Origin of the sequence: uncultured Brachyspira sp., from assembly GCF_944390595.1 — a bacterium.
Taxonomy (GTDB): domain Bacteria; phylum Spirochaetota; class Brachyspiria; order Brachyspirales; family Brachyspiraceae; genus Brachyspira.
Genome location: NZ_CALXRN010000119.1, coordinates 25,710 through 43,347, shown reverse-complemented (window position 1 = coordinate 43,347; position 17,638 = coordinate 25,710). Strand labels below are relative to the sequence as shown.

The window sequence follows — 17,638 nt, the reverse complement described above, 5'->3', positions numbered from 1 at the left end:
AAATAATGATAAAGGCGGCATTTTTTGATATAGACGGTACTTTAGTAAGCTTTAATACTCATAAAATTTCTGAATCTTCCAAAGATTCTATAAAGAAACTTAGAGAAAAAGGTATAAAAATATTTGTTGCAAGCGGAAGAGCATTATTTCAAATAGATAATTTAGAAGATATTGAATTAGACGGATATATAACAGTTAATGGAGGATGCTGTTTTGTTAAAGAGGGCAAAGATTTAAAAGAGATTTTTAGGGTATCTTTCAACAAAGAAGACTTATTTTCTCTAATGAATTATGTTAAAGATGAGAAAAATAAATTTCCATGCTCTGTAGTAACAAGCAATTCTGTTCATATTAATTATACAGATGATATAATTAACATGCTTTATGGTATGGCGAATGTAAAACCTCCTAAAGCTGTAGATTTTGATTCTTATATAACTAATAATTATAAAGATATATTACAGTTAAATATTTTTGTAGATGAGAAAAGAGAAAAGGATATAATGAGTAATGTTTTAAAAAATTCTGCAGCAAGCAGATGGCATTTTTCATTTGCGGATGTAAATCCTAAATGCAGCGGTAAAAATGTAGGTATAGATAAGATCATAGAATATTATTCAATAGATTTATCAGAAACAATAGCTTTTGGTGATGGAGGCAATGATATAAGTATGATTAAGCATGCTGCTATAGGTGTTGCTATGGGTAATGCTAATGATGATGTAAAAGAAGTTGCAGACTATGTAACAGATAGTGTTGATGAAGATGGTATTTATAATGCATTGAAGCATTTTAATTTAATAGATTAATGTTTATTTAGGATATTTTATTATGATAAAGGCAGTATTTTTTGATATAGACGGTACTTTAGTTAGTTTTAATACTCATAAAGTTTCAGATTCTTCAAAAGAAGCTATGAAATTATTAAGAGAAAAGGGAATTAAACTTTTTATAGCTACAGGAAGAATAAAGACACATATAAATAATTTGGATAATTTAGAGTTTGACGGATATATAACAGCTAATGGATGCAACTGTTTTATAGGAGATAAAGAAATATATAAAAACGGCATACAAAGAGAGGAAGTATATTCATTAATTAATTATCTTAAAAATGAAGAGCAGTTCCCATGTTCTATCATGATGAACAAGGGTATATTTATAAACTATAAAACTGATGAAGTTGAAAAAGTTTCTAAATCTATAAATCTTCCAATACCAGTTGTAGATAATTATTATGATTTTTTGGAAGAGAATATTGACAATATTCTCCAAATAAATTTATTTGTTGGTGAAGAAAAAGAAAAAGAATTAATGTCAAAAATATTTAAAAATTGCGAATCAAATAGATGGCATCCATTGTTTACAGATGTTAATACGAAAGGCGGCGGCAAACATATAGGTATAGATAAGATTATAGAGTATTATAATATAGATATATCAGAAACAATAGCTTTTGGAGACGGCGGCAATGATATAAGTATGATTAAACATGCTGCTATAGGTGTTGCTATGGGTAATGCTAATGAAAGCGTAAAAAATATAGCTGATTATATCACAGATGATGTTGATAATGACGGTGTATACAAGGCTTTAAAACATTTCAATATAATATAAAATATTATAATTATTGATAAATTATTTGATTCTTGAAAAACCCTTATTTTTTTACTATACTTAATAATATAACCATTTAGTTTTTAGAAAATTTATTGGAGTTTTTTTATGAGATCATTTAATACTGTTGCTTTGATACTCGGAGGAGGAAGAGGAACAAGGCTTTATCCATTAGTAAAAGCACGTTCCAAACCAGCTGTATCTCTAGGCGGTCAATATAGAATGATAGATATACCAGTATCTAATTGTATTAATAGCGGATTCAGAAACATATATGTTATTACACAATTTAATAGTGCTTCTTTAAATAATCATATATATAATGCTTATAGATTTGATAATTTTTCAGGCGGGCATGTAAGTATACTTGCAGCAGAACAGACAGATACTAATATAGATTGGTATCAGGGTACTGCCGATGCTGTTAGAAAAAATTGGGAACATTTTGACAGTGAATTTGTTAACAATGTAGTTATACTTTCTGGAGACCAAGTTTACCGTATGAATTATAATGTAATGCTTCAGCATATGCTTGAAACAGGTGCAGATATAATTGTTGGAACTGTTCCAGTTGTTAGAGAAGACGCTAAAGGATTTGGTGTAATGCTTGTAAATAAAAGAGGGCAGATTACAAATTTCCATGAAAAGCCTAAAGAAGATGATGTACTTAATTCTTTAAAATTAACAGAAGATCAAAAGAAAATGTTTAATATAGAAAATCCAAAAAAAGAATATCTTGCTTCTATGGGTATATATGTATTTAGACGTAATGTACTTAAAGAAATTTTGTCTGACGGTTCTATGATAGATTTTGGTAAAGATATTATACCGGAAGCAATAAAGAAATATAAAGTATTCAGCTATGCTTTCCAGGGATATTGGGAGGATGTAGGAACTATTAAGGCATATTTTGAAGCTAATATATCTTTTGGAAGTAAAAATCCTCCTTTTGATTTTTATGATGAAAATGCTCCTATATATACACATGTACGTTATTTGTCTCCTTCTAAAGTTGAAAAAGCTACAGTAACTTCAAGTATTATAGCTGACGGATGCAGGATTGAAAATGCTACTATAAAAGAATGCGTTATAGGCGTACGTTCTGTTGTTCAAACCGGCTCTACTTTAGAAAGGGTTATTATGATGGGCAGCGACTATTATGAAGACAGTGATGATATTGAAAGGCTTAATGTCAAGCATTTGCCTAAAATAGGTATTGGTAAGAAATGTACATTAAAAAATGTTATAATAGATAAGAATGTAAGAATAGGTAATGATGTTGTTATTACAAATAAGAAAAAAATACAGCATCAGGATAGTGAATTTTATTGTATTAGGGATGGTATAGTAATACTTCCTAAAAATACAATAATTAAAAGCGGGACTATAATCTAATTAGTTTGTTGGTAAGTTTGTTTGTTGTGGGCAGGGGATTAATTCTTCTGCCCATGATTATTTTGACAATTTTCATTATATTAGTATAATAATAATCTATGAAAAAAGCTAAGAATAAACTGCATTCAAATATTGAAGAGATGTATCAAAAATCTGTTATAAGAAAATGCCGTATAGAAGAAGATATTGATAATATTAGACTTGATAAATATATGGGGGATAGATTTTCTTATTATTCTAGAAACAAGTGGCAGGATTTAATAGGACAAGGTTTAGTTTTGCTTAATGGACAAAGAATAAAGTATACTAGAACAGTTAAAAAGGGTGATGAAATAGCCTATCATATTATAGGAATGAAAGAACCTGAAGTTGATAGGGATGTAACTATAATATATGATGACGGAGATTTAATAATAGCTAATAAACCCGCAAATTTACCTGTTATACCTTCAGGAAAATATTATCATAATACATTGCATACTATTGTTAAGCAGATGCTTGGATGCAATATAAATATGCTTAACAGAATTGACAGAGAGACTAGCGGATGTGTTGTGCTTTCAAGAAGTTCTAATGTAGCTTCTAAATTTTGTGCTATGATTGCAGGAAGAAAGATATCTAATGATAATAAAAAAAGACGTATTAAAAAAACTTATATTGCTGTAGTAGAAAATGCAGAAAATATTGAAGATAAATTTACTGTAGAAGGATATATGCTTGAAAGCGGGCATAAATATTATAGACGATTTCAAACATTACATAAAGAAAAAGTAGAAGGTTCTAAATATTCAAAAACATCATTTAAAACAGTAAAAAGAATAGGGGATTATGCTATTGTTATGGCTCGGCTTTATACTGGAAGAATGCATCAGATTAGAGTTCATCTGTATTCTAAAGGGCTTTTTATGGTTGGGGATAAAATATATGGAAAATATGGCCCTAAAGTTTTTGATGATTTTATAGAGAAAAATATTATTCCGGAAGGTTTTTTTGATAGGCAGGCTTTACATGCATATAAGCTAGAATTTCCTCATCCTATTACAAACGAAAATATTAAAGTAAAAGCTCCTCTTTCTAAAGATATAAAAAAACTTATTGTAAAAATAGCACAATTAAATCTTGATAATTAATGTTATTTTTTATATACTTATTTGTATAATATGTAAGTATAATACTTACTATTTTTAAATAATTTCAAATAATAAAAATTAAGGAGAGTAATCATGAGAAAATTATTTGTTTTATTTATATCATTAATGGTATTATCCATTTCAAATTTATTTGCTGATGATTTTGTAGTCCCAGTATCATCATTACCAGCAAATGCTAAAGCTTTCATACAAAAAACATTTCCAGGTGCTCAGATATGGAAAGTTGAAAGAGATGGAGGAAAATTTGATGTTCAATTGTCTAATGGTGTGTCAGTAGATTTCTTATCTAATGGAGAGTGGGTTAATATAGATAGTGAATATACACCTATCCCTGAAAGTGCTTTTCCTGCTGCTGTAATTAGAGCTGTAAAAAGTGCACATCCTCAGGCTGCTATAATAGATGCCGAAAAAGAATGGGGAAACTATAAACTAAAATTAAATAATATGATGGAACTTGTTGTATCTAGAAACGGACAATTAATGGGACAAAAATTTGACGATTAATTTTTAGAATTATTAAAAAACGGCAGGTAATTATAACCTGTCGTTTTTTTATATATAAAAAATGCGTAAACCTAAAAAGATTTACGCATCATATAGAATGGAGTTTTATTGGTTAGTCATTATTACACCGTCTTTAATAATATATATATTCTTACTATCAGATACTATAGATATTGCTGATTCCTGATTATTATCCATAGATGAAATATAATCATATCCGCCTAATTCTTTTCTTAATGAAGCATTCTTATTTAAGATGAAATAATAATATTTTCCAAGTCTCTCAGCAGTAAATGCAAATGATTCACCTAAAAATTTGAAAGATGTAATTCTATTGTATGAAGGACTTTCAAAGTCATCTCCTATTATAAATTCTCTGTTGTTTTTAGTAGCATTATAAATTAAACTGTTATTTGTTGAAAAATAGAAATCATTTATTTTTTCATAATTTCTAGGCAGTCTTCTTCCATTAATAACAACAAAAGATACTCCATTAGTTTGAGCTCCATATACTAATAATTTGCTATCATCAGAATATTTATAATTATGTATTACATCATAATTGGTAGTCATATTTCCGCCTACATACAACTGCATAGTATTATTTGTATTTACATTTATAAATACCAAAGTTTTTCCGTTTGGAGAGAATGACATATTAGTTACCATATTAAACTCTCCATAATTTCTGCCGTTTGCAATAACACTTGTCATTATAAATTCATTACTCGCTATAATGTTTGTTGCATCAGCAGCAGGAGGTAAGGATGGAAGTTCATTATATCTTATGTTTGTTATAACATTTGTCACCATCATTAATGCTATTGTATTTGATTGTCCTTTGACAGTAATACCTTCTTCATTTGTATAAATACTTATATTTGATAAATTGTAATTTGTTATTGTAGAAACATTTGTTACAACATCAGTTTGAATTTCATTAGTATTATCAGTATTATTAGTAATATTATTTGTACTAATCATATTGGTATTAGTCATATTATTAGTATCCATCATATTTGGTATAATTTTTACAGCATAAGCCATACTGTTGTCATTATATGATGCTAAATCATCAACTAATTTAAAACTTTCGCTGTCATTAACACCGTTAAATATAACAGCATTTTCTTCTGCATCTATAACATATACTATATTTTTTCCATCGCTGGAAAATTTTAATTTATTTACTTTTGCAATTACCTGCTTTTCTTCTCCGTTAATATTTACAAAATACTGACCGTCTCTTGAATATGAAAAGGCATAATTATTATCATTTATAACACTGTCAAATAATTCTGAATATTGTACCTTTGCCTCTCCGTTTATAACAGCAACACCATAATCCATTAATCTTGCAAATATTATTGAATTATTGCTTGAAAATATCTCTCTTTCTATTGAATCGAATTCCTGTTCTATATTTCCATATATTATAACCCACATATCTTTAGCAAGAGAAGTCTTAAGCATTGTTGCTACTAATGTACCATTAGGCAAAATTCTTATTATACCTGCATCTTTATATCCAGTTAATCTTGTGTTTTTATATAAAATGTCATACGTTCTGCCTTCATTAGCTGTGTTTTTTTCTAAAACTATAGCATAGTTAGTTTCTGAAAGTATATATGAGTTGGTTAGCTTCTCTCCATTTTGCAATGTGTATATTTGGCTGAATGCTCTTACATATAATGAAAGAAAGATAATAGATATAATGTATAATCTTTTCATAATAATTCCTGGTAAAATTTATATATTTTTCTATATAATCGGAACAATTATACTCTAAAATTAATAATTATGTAAAATTATATAGTTAAAAAAAATTAAAATTTGACGAATATTTTAACAGTACAGTCATATAGGAGTGAATATGAAATATTTTTATGTTGTTATGATGATTTTCTTTATTATATCATGCAAATCTGTAGAAAAAAATACACAAACATCATCAAATATTAATTTTAATGATGGCTGGATTAATGAAGATAAATTTGTAACAACATCAATAGGATATCCTAATGGTTTTACTGCTAATAAAGAAGATGCAAAAGAAAGTGCTTTTAATGCTGCTTTAGCTTTATCTAAAGTGAAGATAGAAAATGCTTTTGTAAAAGAATTACCAAATAAAAATAATAATGTTAATGATTTAAAGGATGTGGTAGAAAAGTATATAAAAATAGAATATTCAAACTTTATAGATGACAGGTATTATCAAATTAAAACCACTGTAGAATATGATAATTTACTTTCTTTACTTAGAGAAGGTAATATTAAAAAAATTCTAAATTAATTTTACAGTTATTTTACTTTTTTATAGTAATTAAGTTTTATTATATAACTATATTAAAAAAAGGGAAATCGTATGAGCCTTAAAAAAATCATGATTTTAGTTGCTGTTGTTGTTTTCTCAGCTAGCATGTTCCTATTTGCTCAAGGTAAAGTTAATTTAGCTAAAGTACCTGACGGCACATACTTAGGAAATTATAAAGCTACTTACAAAACTTCTAAAGGCGACTACCAAGCTAAAGTTACTGTTGCTGGCGGTAAATTAACAAAAGTTGTATTAACAAAATGTGCACATAGTAGCGGTCCTGCTAGAGGAAAAGCTGCTTATGACAAAATGATCAAAGCTAACAATATTTATGTTGATGGCGTAAGCGGTGCTACTTGGGTTGCATTAGTTGAAGATGCATTAACTAAATTAACTCCTGCTAAGTAATTAGATTTAGGTAAGTTATGAGCGTATCTAGTTTTTTAGGTACGCTTTTTTATTCTTTAATTTTATTCATTTTTATTCTTATAATTATACCTATTAATACTAAAATAAAAGTTATTAATATTGCACTGTACAAATTTAATGATAATTCATATTTAAGAAAACTTATATTACTAAATTTTTTAGATAATTCTATTAATATATTTGTAAAAAATTCTGTTGATGCTGATGGGTAAATAGATAATGGTGTATATATTTGATATGTTATTATTGTTATTAATGATGATGATAATATTATAAATGATAAAGGTACAGCGAATATATTTGCTATTATAGAAGTTATATTTAATATTGAAAAGTGATGTATGCTAAGAGGAATTACTGTTATAAGAGCAAATATATTTATAGATAAAAATTCCAATAATTTAATTGTTGAATTTTTTATTATATTAATAATTTTGTTATTTATTTTTATATTTCTTATATTTTTTATGATATATAAATTGAATATCGGATAATATAATATGATTCCAAGTGTAGCTAAAAATGAAAATTGAAAACTAATATCTTTTATTGAATTTGGATTCATTATTAAAATTATAAGACCTGATAAGAATAATGCATTAATAGAATTTCTGTTTCTATCAAAATAATATGATATGAGTAAGCATATAGCCATTATACTTGATCTTACTATAGAAATAGAAAATAGTGTAATAGGGGGATATATTATAACAGTTATTATTGTTGATATTAATATTCTATTATAAAAATTTATAGGGAAAAATGATAATAACAAAAACAATATAGAAAGCACCATAGAAATATGAAGTCCTGATATTGACAATATATGAGATATACCGGAATCTATAAAATACTTTCTTATATGATATGGTATTATATTTTTATCACCTATAACTATTCCTTGTGCTATTGTATAAGGTATAGCTTTCATATTAGCACCTAATGATTTTTTTGCTATATTTCTAACTTTTAGAGCATAATTATTTATATAGTTAATTGCTGAAAAACCTTCTTTTTGAATTACAAAATTATTATATTGGTATATGCTTGCTGCTCCGTAAAGCATTCTGTCAGCAAGTATTTCTGTTATGAGTTTTGAAGGGTAAATATCATCATTAGTTAATATATTTTTGTATAGATTTAATTTTGAAGATACTGTTATTTCATCATTTATATATAATGGCTTTAACGAGCTGTTATAAAGTCTTATATTACCAGAATAATTGTACCAATTAGTACCATCATAAACTTTATCTACATAAGCAATATATCTATCTCTAAATCCTATAACACCTTCATATTGTAATATTTTTGCATTGTATGCTTTTATTTCTTTATCAAATTCATTAAGAGGATTTTTTAATATATCATAATATCGTATCATAGTATAGCTATAGCCTATAAATATGCATGATAATATTAATATTATTATTGATATGTTGTTTTTATTATTTAACACTAATATTATAGAAACTATTATGAGTATGAATGCTGTTATTGAAGAAATATAAATAAATTCAAAGTTTTTTATTAGAAATGCTAATGATATTCCAACAGAAAATAATATTGTTATATAAACTATATATGTAAGAGGGTATATAAAAAGTTTTTTCATTATAAAATTATTAATCTCTTTTAACTATACCATAGAATATAATGTTTATCATAGTATATAAATCTTTTTCATAATTTTCCGGATTTTTATTTTTAGCCCATTCCACTTCAAAACCTTTTATTATAGCTAAAATAGATTCTGTAGCCAATCTTAAATCTATATTAAATAAGCCCTTTTTCATTCCGTTTCTAAGTATCATTTTAATGGTATTATATTCTTCTTTATGATACTGTGCTCTCATGTGTTCTATAAGAGTAAAGTCTTCAAATATTTCACTATGCAATGCTTCATATAGATTGGCAAGTTTTATATATCCTTTTTGTCTTGTTAATATATAGGCTCTTAATTTTGCTTCTGCTGTATCTTCTTTTTTTATGGCCTCATATAATTCTCTTTTTAGGTCATTTGCTTCATTTTCAGCTATTGCAAAAAATATTTCCTCTTTGCTTTTGAAATAATGATATATACTGCTTTTGGATTTATGAACCATTAAAGCAATATCGCTCATCGATGCTTTTTTAAAACCATATTTCTTAAACAATTTCTTACCAGCATTTACTATTTGTTCTCGAGCAGTCATTTATTATTTACCTTTACAAAGAAATATTTGATTATATTATATACTCTATTTTTTATTTGTCAAAGTTTTTATAAATGACATATAAATGCAGGCATTTTATTATTTTGTCTGATTGGTTATAATCAAAGTAGTTCTGTTTTCATTAGTGTTTGCAGAATAATCTTTTTCAATTTCTACTATGGTATTAGTTTCTGATACAGGTGCATTATTATAATTATAGTAATTTTTTATTTTTGCAGCATCAGGTACTATAGTTTCTATATAAGGCATAGCAGCTATTTCATTAATAGTATTAGTTAATGAAGCATTTATTTCTATATTTTTTATAGATAATTTATTTGAATTATCTATATTTACTTCACTGAATTGATTAACATCAGTTCCATTAACTTTGCCGTTTCCATATAAAAACTGAGCTTTAGTATTTCCATTTGTATATGAAATTAAAGCAGTTCCATTAACAGCAACATCTGCATTAGGAGTTAATACAGTTACACTGCCAGGTTTGGCATTTGATGAAACTACGATTATAAAATCTCCGGTATTTAATGATAACTTTGTATTTCCTGTTTTATCGTAGGATTCATCTATATTTAATGAAGAGTTTTCTTTTACTTTAAAAATATTATTGCTTTCTAAATATGAAGTTAGAGAAGAATTTTTTTCAGTGGATATATTATCTTTGGTAAATAATAAGTCGCCATTTTGTGCAGGTTTTACTATAGCTTTTTGAGAAGATATTTTTACTTTTCCTTTAACTTCAACAACTTTCATGTATTGATTTGTTTTATAAGCTGATTGCAAAGTCAAAGCCATAGAAACTATTAATAATATGGAAATAATTTTCTTGTTCATAAATAAACTCCGTCAAAAATACATATCACACTATTAATATTATCGGTATAAAAATTATTGTCAATACTATTTTTATTACTGTACATATATTTTTACAGTAGAACTTTTTATTATTTCCCCTTCTTCTGTTTTTGCTTCTATATAAAAAGTATAATCACCTTGTTTTAAGTTCCATTTTATATATTCTTTTTTTAAATCATCAATATTGGCTATTATTTCATTGTTGCAGTATAAAGAAGCACTTACAACATTTTTTGGTATATATGAAGATATGAATATATTTTGATACTCCATAGGAAGGGTAGAATCAATTTTATATACAGAATTGTCAGTAGGTTCTTTTATTGAAAGTCTTTCTTTTATATTGTTTACATTATTATTAATATTTCTTTCAGATGATGCCAAAGGTGTATTTACAGCATTTAAATTCATTTGAGGTCTTTCGCTGTAATCGTATGCTAAATTATTTTCTGTAATATTTTCAGTATGAGTTCCTAAATTAATATTTTGATTATTTATGGTATTTTTCATTCTATTATATGCATATATGTTATTAACTTTTGTCCATTCTAAAGTAGGGCGTTCTAATTGCTGTTCTTTAATCCAGCCATTATATTCACTAGGAAGATTAACAAAAACTTTTTCACTGATAGATCCGTCAGAATTTGTTTTTATATATAAGTTATGTACATCACATTCTTCTTTAGGAACACTTATATGTGAAAATTCTTCTATTCTTGTTTCTTTACAGAATTCCCCTCTAAGTTTTCCGCTTATAAGACATATTTCTCTCTTTATAATAGTATTAGGTTTATCCCATTTTGTTTCTTTTTGGCTTTTGTTAAGCATGATAAATAAATCATAAAGTATAGGAACAGCACCATTTCCTCCTGTTATATTTATCATCTCACTTCCTGCAAAATCTCCAAGCCATAATCCTACTATATAATCTTTTGTGTATCCTATAGCCCAAGCATCTCTTGAACCCTTTGAAGTTCCAGTTTTTATAGCTACTGAAAATGGATAAACTATTCCTTTGTAGCTTCTAAAAGATCCCATTCTTGCATTTCTGTCAGAAAGTATGCTTGTTATTAAATATGCACTTTCTTCGGATATAACTTTTCTTGTAGTTTTTTTAGGAAGAGTTATAACTTCTCCATTAGCTTTTTTTAATGAAGTTATGGAATAATTATTTATAAATGTTCCGGAATTTGGAAATATAGTATATGCAGAGGCTAAATCAACTAAACGTACTTCGGCACTTCCTAAAACCAAAGAATATCCGTAATGATCCGGATTTTTATCTATGGAGCTTAATCCTGATTTTAAAAGTATATTTTGAAAATCTTTTATACTGTATCTAGCAAGCCATTTAACAGCAGGTATATTAAGAGAATTAGCCAATGCATCTCTTATAGTAACAGGGCCTCTGTATTTATGATCAAAGTTTTCAGGTATATAATCTCCTCCAGGAGAATTAATATATGTTTTAATATCTGCTATAACTGATGCCGGAGTTTCTCCCTTATCAAATAAATATGCATACATAAAAGGTTTTAAAGTACTTCCTGCTTGTCTTAATGCTGTAGCTCCATTAACTGCTCCATGAGTTTCAGAATCAAAGTAATCCATAGAACCTATCATTGTAAGAACTTCGCCTGTTTTAGCATTTAATATTACACATGATATATTGCGTACATTAAAAATATGAAGAGACTGACTAGCATTGCTTATTACTAAAGCTGCTTCTTTTTGCATCTTATAATCTAATGTAGTTCTTAATTCAGTTACGCCTGTATACTTTAATTGTTCTAAAGATTCTTTTGCGTACATTGTAAAATGAGGAGCTTTAAAAGTATATTTATCTTTATCATCATAAACTTTTGGTTTTTCATTTATATATTTAGTGCAATCTTCTTCTGTAATAAGATTATTATTTTTCATTTCATTTAATACGTATATTCTTCTTTCTGTTAATTTATCTTCATATTTATATGGGTTAAATTTTGTTCCTGATTTTATTATAGAAGCAATCATTGCAGATTCATTAATATTTAAATCTTTTGCTTTTTTATTGAAGTATAAATCACTTGCTGCACCTACACCGTAGCAGTTATTTCCCAAAAATACTCTATTTAAATATTCTGTAAGTATTTGTTCTTTTGTAAGATTTCTTTCTAGCCTTATGGCATCAAGAGCTTCATAGAATTTATTTATATATGTTCTTTCACGGGGTATTATGCTTTTAGCAAGCTGCTGCGTTATTGTGCTTCCTCCTGATACTACTCTTCCGCTTATTAAATTTGATAAAAATGCTCTTATTATGGCTTTATAATCTATTCCGTTATGATTAAAGAAATTTTTATCCTCTGCGCTTACAACAGCGTTTATCAGATTTGTTGATAAATCTTCATATTTAACTTCCTCAAAAAATCCGCCATGCTTTGGAAATATTGTTGATACAAGTATTGAATTTCTATCATATATTTTTAAAGCTCTTTCTTCATCAATTCTTAATTCATTTTTTGAAAATGGCTTATTAATATATTCTCTGCATTGTTTATAAAAATTATATCCTTTAGGTAAGAATATAACTGATAATATTACAGCAGATAATAATATTGTATATATTATTGTTAATGATGTTCTTCTAATTATTTTTTCCATAAATATAATTCTATAGTAAAGTTATAAATAGTCAATCAATGAATTATTTATTGATATAATATAAACAATCATATTGAATTTTGTAAATTTAAAATATTTTATTTTTAAAGAAATATTAATTAATTTTCAGATGTATTTTATTTTTACTTTTTTATATTAAAAATCTAATTATTGTAATATAATTTGACAATCAGTATAAATTTTACTATATTATAAATTAAAATATAATATATTCTATTATAATAATAGGGGGTATTTATGAAGAAATTAAATAGTTTAGCATTTAAATTACCATTATCTATTAGTTTTATTAGTGTTGTTATAATAGTTGTGCTTTTAGCCATTTCATTATTTTTTTCAAGCAAAGGTATCACAGAGTCAATAAATGTTGGATTTAGAAATACAGTAGAAGGTTATGCTTATTTATTGGATGCTTTAACAGAATCACAGATGCTGCTTGCCACTTCTTATGCTAGTGATGCTAATATTAGAAATTATATGATTTCTAGAGATGATATTTCCAGAGCTTATAGTGAAAGAGATATGGCAGATTTTATAGAAAAGAATAGTTATGTGGAAAGTATTTATTTGACGGATAAAGAAGGAAATGTGCTTCTTACCACATCAGAGGCTTTAAGAAATAGAGTAATGTCTGATATAAGACCTCATTTATGGAAAAAACTTTCATCAGGAGAAAAAGCTGCTTTTGGAAGCCCTAGAGAATCACCGGTTTCAGGTGAAATAACATTAGGTGTTGGATCTATAATTACAGATTTTAGTAATAATACAATAGGTTATTTAGTAACTACTGTTAAAGGTTCTGTTATACATGATCATTATTTTTCAGAGGTTAAATTAGGAAGAAGCGGAAGAATAGTTGCTGTAAATGAAAATTTTATAGTTACTATGGATATGGATCCTAATAATATAAATAAAGCAGCACCTACTGAGTACAAAAATATATTTAATGGTTCTGCAGTTGAGGGTCCTTACAGTTATAGAAATGGAAATATTATAAGAATCGGATACTATAAGAAAATGAAAGTTCAGCCTTGGATAGTAACTTATGCCATGAATGAGGATGAAATTTACGAGCAGATAAGATCAACTATTGGTATTACTGTTATTGTAGCTATTATATCTATAATAGTTTTAATTGTAATCATGTTCTTATTTGCAAAGAGCATTACAAAACCTCTTTCTATTGTAGTAGAAGAAGCTAAAGAAATAGAAAATGGAAGACTTGTTATGCATAAGAGAAAATTAAAAAGAAAAGATGAGATAGGAGAATTATCTCTTTCTTTTCATAATATGAAGTATAAACTTATAGAAATTATAGAGAATTCTTTGGAAGAATCCAATAAAATGGCACAGGCTGCCAATAGTCTTGCTAATGGCAATAAAGATTTAGCTGAAAAAGCAGAAAGTACAGCTGGAAGTCTTGAAGAGACAGGTTCTTTTATGGAAGAAATAGCAGCTGCAATTACCGTATCTATAGATAATTCAGTTAAAGGCAATGAGATGATGAAAGACTGTAAGGCAGCAATAGAGAATGCGGCATCAGTTGTAGAAGAGACAGTGAGAAGTATTAATGATGTTAATTCTGATAGTGAGAAAATTAAAAATATTATTAAAGTTATAGAAGGTATTGCTTTCCAAACTAACATATTAGCACTTAATGCCGCAGTAGAGGCAGCAAGGGCAGGCGAGCAGGGTAAAGGTTTTGCTGTTGTAGCAAGTGAAGTTAGAAGTTTAGCACAGAGCAGTCAGGATTCAGCAAAAGATATAACAGAGTTAATTAATCAAGTATATGAAAAAATTAATAAGGCTAACAATATAGTTGAAAGTCAGGAACAATTATTTGTTGGTATAAAAGAGCAAATAGAAGAAACAGCTGAAACTATAAGAATTATAACAGAAGCTGCTGTTGAACAAAAAGAAGGAGTATCACAGGTTAATAATGCAGTTATGCAAATGGATACATTAACACAGGAAAATGCAGCACTTGTTGAAGAATCTACAGCATCTTCTATATCATTATATAATGATGCTATGCATTTACAAGAGCTTATTAGTTTCTTTAAAATAGAAAAATGATATTATCTCAATCCATATATCAATAAAAATTTATTGTTTATAAAATGTATTATAAATAATAAATTTTTATTGACAATTGATTTTTTTTGAGTATACTAATATACATAATTAGGGTTTTGTCGATTTTTAGTGTTTATTATCCCTCATTAATAAATAATTGGAGTTTATTATGAGAAAAATTCATAGTTTATCTTTTAAGCTTCCGGTAACAATTAGTTTTATGGCTATATTAATGTTAGGTTTTTTACTTGCGGCATCGATATATTTTTCTAATAAAGGTATAACTAAAAGTATAGGTACAGGTTTTCAGAATACAGCAGAAGGATATGCTAATTTATTTGACTCTATATTAGATGCACAGGTTATGGTTTCGGTATCTTATGCCAGCAGCGCAAATATTAGAAATTTTTTAATATCGAATGATGATGTTTATAAAAAATTAGGATTAATTGATTTAGATTTATTTGTTAAAAGAAATCCGTATGTAGAAAATATTTATGTATCAGATACTAACGGTAATATCTTTTAGATAGAAACGGTACTTTATATGGTCAAAATATATCTCAGTACAGACCTTATTTATGGGAAAGATTAAAGAGCGGTGAGGAATATGCTTTCGGCAGAAATCTTACAGTATCTCCGACAACTGGAGAACTTACTTTAGCAATGGGTATAGAAGTTCTCGATTTTGAAAATAATATTATAGGATATTTAATAATTGTTATACAAGGTGCTGTTATACATCAGCAATATTTTGCCCATGTAAAATTAGGAAGAACAGGAAGAATAATAACTGTAAATGAAAATTCTATAGTTACTATGGATACAGATCCTGCAGAAATAAATAAGCAGGCACCTGATGAATATACAAGAATTATTGAAAGCGGATTAGAAGAAGGCGGATTGAAGTATTCTTTTAATAATCATGTAAGAGCCGGATATTATAAAAAAATGAGAGTTCAGCCATGGATAGTTGCCTATGCAATGGATGAAAAAGAGATTTATGAAATTAATAAATCCATAGTAATAACAAGTGTAATTATTGGTATAATATCTATGCTTCTTATGACATTAGTAGTATTTATATTTACGAAAAGCATAATAAAACCGCTTAATATTATTGTAGAATAGGCTAAAGAGATAGCATCAGGCAGACTTATTATGTACAATAGAAAACTAAATAGGAAAGATGAACTTGGCGAATTATCAAATTCTTTCCATGTTATGAAACATAAACTTATAGAAGTAATCGAAACTACTTTGTATAATACTGATAAAATGGCTCAGGTAGCTAATAGCCTTGCTTCAGGAAATAAGGATTTAGCCCATAAAGCGGAAAATACTGCTGCTAATCTTGAAGAAACAGCTTCTTCTATGGAAGAAATATCTTCTGCCATATCTATGTCAACTAATAATTCAGTTAAAGGCAATCAAATGATGAATAGTTGTAAAGAATCAGTGGAGAATGCCTCTTTAGTTGTATCAGAAACAGTAAATAGTATGCATGAGGTTAGTAATTATAGTGAGAAGATAAAAGATATTATTAAAGTTATAGAGGGTATTGCTTTTCAAACTAATATATTAGCACTTAATGCAGCAGTAGAAGCAGCAAGAGCAGGCGAGCAGGGAAAAGGATTTGCTGTTGTAGCTAGTGAAGTAAGAAGTTTAGCACAGAGCAGTCAGAATTCAGCTAAAGATATTACAGAATTAGTTAATCAAGTGTATGAAAAAATTAATGCAGCAAATAAAATAGTTGAAAGTCAGGAACAATTATTTATAGGTATAAAAAATGATATAGAAGAAACAGCAAATATAATCAAGGATATAAGTTCTGCAGCATTAGAACAGCAGTCAGGCGTTTCCCAAGTTAATAAAGCTGTTATGGAAATGGATTCTATTACTCAGGAGAATGCGGCATTAGTTGAAGAATCTACAGCTTCATCTATATCATTATTTAATGAAATTAAAGAATTACAATCAATTGTAAGTTTCTTTAAAATAGAAAAATAATATATTTTATTAATTAAAAGCTATTTACAAAATTAATAATAATTACTATAATATTATTAGCCTAAGTGAATAACTATTAATGTTTATCATAAAGGTAATTTTATTTTATATTTGTTTTATTTATGGAAAATAGTAGGATTGCTGTTGTGGGTATTATAATTGAAGACACTGATGGAGTTTCAAAGGTGAATGAAATTTTACATGATTACAGCGATTTTATTATAGGAAGAATGGGTATTCCATATAGAGAAGAAAATATAAATATAATCAGTATAGTTTTAAATGCTCCTAATGATAAAATTAATAGTTTGACTGGTAAATTAGGCATGATTGAAGGTGTTTCAGCAAAAGCACTTTATGCCGGTAAAAAATAATTTATATTCAACAGTTTAATTATTAGGAGT

14 protein-coding genes and 1 pseudogene are annotated in these 17,638 nt (G+C 27.1%); 10 read left to right on the top strand and 5 right to left on the bottom strand.

The genetic code is table 11. The features are described from left to right. Nucleotides 1-5: 5 nt before the first annotated feature. The 5 genes from Q0J90_RS06715 to Q0J90_RS06695 all read left to right on the top strand — a co-directional run bounded on the left by Q0J90_RS06715 (nucleotide 6) and on the right by Q0J90_RS06695 (nucleotide 4,667). Nucleotides 6-809 (top strand): Cof-type HAD-IIB family hydrolase, encoded by an 804-nt coding sequence (locus tag Q0J90_RS06715; protein ID WP_297277166.1) that lies wholly within the window; start codon nucleotides 6-8, stop codon nucleotides 807-809. Nucleotides 810-831: 22 nt separating this feature from the next. Next, a complete protein-coding gene (locus Q0J90_RS06710; protein ID WP_297277165.1) occupies nucleotides 832-1,617 on the top strand; it encodes a Cof-type HAD-IIB family hydrolase in 786 nt (261 codons plus the stop codon). 108 nt (nucleotides 1,618-1,725) lie between these two features. Next, the gene (locus Q0J90_RS06705; RefSeq protein ID WP_297277164.1) at nucleotides 1,726-3,012 is read left to right on the top strand and encodes a glucose-1-phosphate adenylyltransferase; all 1,287 of its coding nucleotides are present in this window, start codon (nucleotides 1,726-1,728) and stop codon (nucleotides 3,010-3,012) included. 98 nt (nucleotides 3,013-3,110) lie between these two features. Beyond that, nucleotides 3,111-4,142 (top strand): RluA family pseudouridine synthase, encoded by a 1,032-nt coding sequence (locus tag Q0J90_RS06700; RefSeq protein WP_297277163.1) that lies wholly within the window; start codon nucleotides 3,111-3,113, stop codon nucleotides 4,140-4,142. Nucleotides 4,143-4,235: 93 nt separating this feature from the next. Beyond that, nucleotides 4,236-4,667: a PepSY-like domain-containing protein gene (locus Q0J90_RS06695; protein ID WP_297277162.1), complete on the top strand. Its 432-nt coding sequence runs from the start codon at nucleotides 4,236-4,238 to the stop codon at nucleotides 4,665-4,667. A 105-nt stretch (nucleotides 4,668-4,772) separates the two neighbouring features. Here the strand turns inward: Q0J90_RS06695 and Q0J90_RS06690 are convergent, their stop codons facing one another. Continuing rightward, entirely contained in the window at nucleotides 4,773-6,398 is a 1,626-nt protein-coding gene (locus Q0J90_RS06690; protein ID WP_297277161.1) for a hypothetical protein, read from the bottom strand. A gap of 142 nt (nucleotides 6,399-6,540) precedes the next feature. On the opposite strand from Q0J90_RS06690, the gene Q0J90_RS06685 reads away from it, so the two are divergent. Next, complete coding sequence (locus Q0J90_RS06685) at nucleotides 6,541-6,960, top strand: hypothetical protein (RefSeq protein ID WP_297277160.1); 420 nt, start codon at nucleotides 6,541-6,543, stop codon at nucleotides 6,958-6,960. A 72-nt stretch (nucleotides 6,961-7,032) separates the two neighbouring features. Continuing rightward, on the top strand, nucleotides 7,033-7,389 hold the full coding sequence (locus Q0J90_RS06680; protein ID WP_297277159.1) for an FMN-binding protein: 357 nt from the start codon (nucleotides 7,033-7,035) through the stop codon (nucleotides 7,387-7,389). Between the two features lie 49 nt (nucleotides 7,390-7,438). Here Q0J90_RS06680 and Q0J90_RS06675 read toward each other — a convergent pair whose 3' ends face one another. From Q0J90_RS06675 to pbpC, 4 genes are all read right to left on the bottom strand, one after another. Further along, nucleotides 7,439-9,025: a ComEC/Rec2 family competence protein gene (locus Q0J90_RS06675; RefSeq protein WP_297277158.1), complete on the bottom strand. Its 1,587-nt coding sequence runs from the start codon at nucleotides 9,023-9,025 to the stop codon at nucleotides 7,439-7,441. A 10-nt stretch (nucleotides 9,026-9,035) separates the two neighbouring features. Further along, complete coding sequence (locus Q0J90_RS06670; RefSeq protein WP_297277157.1) at nucleotides 9,036-9,605, bottom strand: TetR/AcrR family transcriptional regulator; 570 nt, start codon at nucleotides 9,603-9,605, stop codon at nucleotides 9,036-9,038. Between the two features lie 99 nt (nucleotides 9,606-9,704). Then, nucleotides 9,705-10,460, bottom strand: a complete 756-nt coding sequence (locus Q0J90_RS06665) for a FecR domain-containing protein (RefSeq protein WP_297277156.1) — start codon at nucleotides 10,458-10,460, stop codon at nucleotides 9,705-9,707. A 75-nt stretch (nucleotides 10,461-10,535) separates the two neighbouring features. After that, on the bottom strand, nucleotides 10,536-13,127 hold the full coding sequence (gene pbpC / locus Q0J90_RS06660; protein ID WP_297277155.1) for a penicillin-binding protein 1C: 2,592 nt from the start codon (nucleotides 13,125-13,127) through the stop codon (nucleotides 10,536-10,538). A gap of 258 nt (nucleotides 13,128-13,385) precedes the next feature. Here pbpC and Q0J90_RS06655 point away from each other — a divergent pair, with 258 nt between their 5' ends. From Q0J90_RS06655 to Q0J90_RS06645, 3 genes and pseudogenes are all read left to right on the top strand, one after another. After that, nucleotides 13,386-15,224, top strand: a complete 1,839-nt coding sequence (locus Q0J90_RS06655) for a methyl-accepting chemotaxis protein (protein WP_297277154.1) — start codon at nucleotides 13,386-13,388, stop codon at nucleotides 15,222-15,224. 169 nt (nucleotides 15,225-15,393) lie between these two features. After that, a pseudogene (locus Q0J90_RS06650) lies at nucleotides 15,394-17,234 on the top strand (methyl-accepting chemotaxis protein). A 122-nt stretch (nucleotides 17,235-17,356) separates the two neighbouring features. Then, on the top strand, nucleotides 17,357-17,608 hold the full coding sequence (locus Q0J90_RS06645; RefSeq protein WP_028330068.1) for a TM1266 family iron-only hydrogenase system putative regulator: 252 nt from the start codon (nucleotides 17,357-17,359) through the stop codon (nucleotides 17,606-17,608). The last annotated feature ends 30 nt before the right edge of the window (nucleotides 17,609-17,638 follow it).

Coding starts and splice junctions, on each gene's coding strand:
- Q0J90_RS06715 (WP_297277166.1), top strand. CDS start 6: ATGATAAAGGCGGCATTTTTTGATATAGACGGTACTTTAGTAAGCTTT.
- Q0J90_RS06710 (WP_297277165.1), top strand. CDS start 832: ATGATAAAGGCAGTATTTTTTGATATAGACGGTACTTTAGTTAGTTTT.
- Q0J90_RS06705 (WP_297277164.1), top strand. CDS start 1,726: ATGAGATCATTTAATACTGTTGCTTTGATACTCGGAGGAGGAAGAGGA.
- Q0J90_RS06700 (WP_297277163.1), top strand. CDS start 3,111: ATGAAAAAAGCTAAGAATAAACTGCATTCAAATATTGAAGAGATGTAT.
- Q0J90_RS06695 (WP_297277162.1), top strand. CDS start 4,236: ATGAGAAAATTATTTGTTTTATTTATATCATTAATGGTATTATCCATT.
- Q0J90_RS06690 (WP_297277161.1), bottom strand. CDS start 6,398: ATGAAAAGATTATACATTATATCTATTATCTTTCTTTCATTATATGTA.
- Q0J90_RS06685 (WP_297277160.1), top strand. CDS start 6,541: ATGAAATATTTTTATGTTGTTATGATGATTTTCTTTATTATATCATGC.
- Q0J90_RS06680 (WP_297277159.1), top strand. CDS start 7,033: ATGAGCCTTAAAAAAATCATGATTTTAGTTGCTGTTGTTGTTTTCTCA.
- Q0J90_RS06675 (WP_297277158.1), bottom strand. CDS start 9,025: ATGAAAAAACTTTTTATATACCCTCTTACATATATAGTTTATATAACA.
- Q0J90_RS06670 (WP_297277157.1), bottom strand. CDS start 9,605: ATGACTGCTCGAGAACAAATAGTAAATGCTGGTAAGAAATTGTTTAAG.
- Q0J90_RS06665 (WP_297277156.1), bottom strand. CDS start 10,460: ATGAACAAGAAAATTATTTCCATATTATTAATAGTTTCTATGGCTTTG.
- pbpC (WP_297277155.1), bottom strand. CDS start 13,127: ATGGAAAAAATAATTAGAAGAACATCATTAACAATAATATATACAATA.
- Q0J90_RS06655 (WP_297277154.1), top strand. CDS start 13,386: ATGAAGAAATTAAATAGTTTAGCATTTAAATTACCATTATCTATTAGT.
- Q0J90_RS06645 (WP_028330068.1), top strand. CDS start 17,357: ATGGAAAATAGTAGGATTGCTGTTGTGGGTATTATAATTGAAGACACT.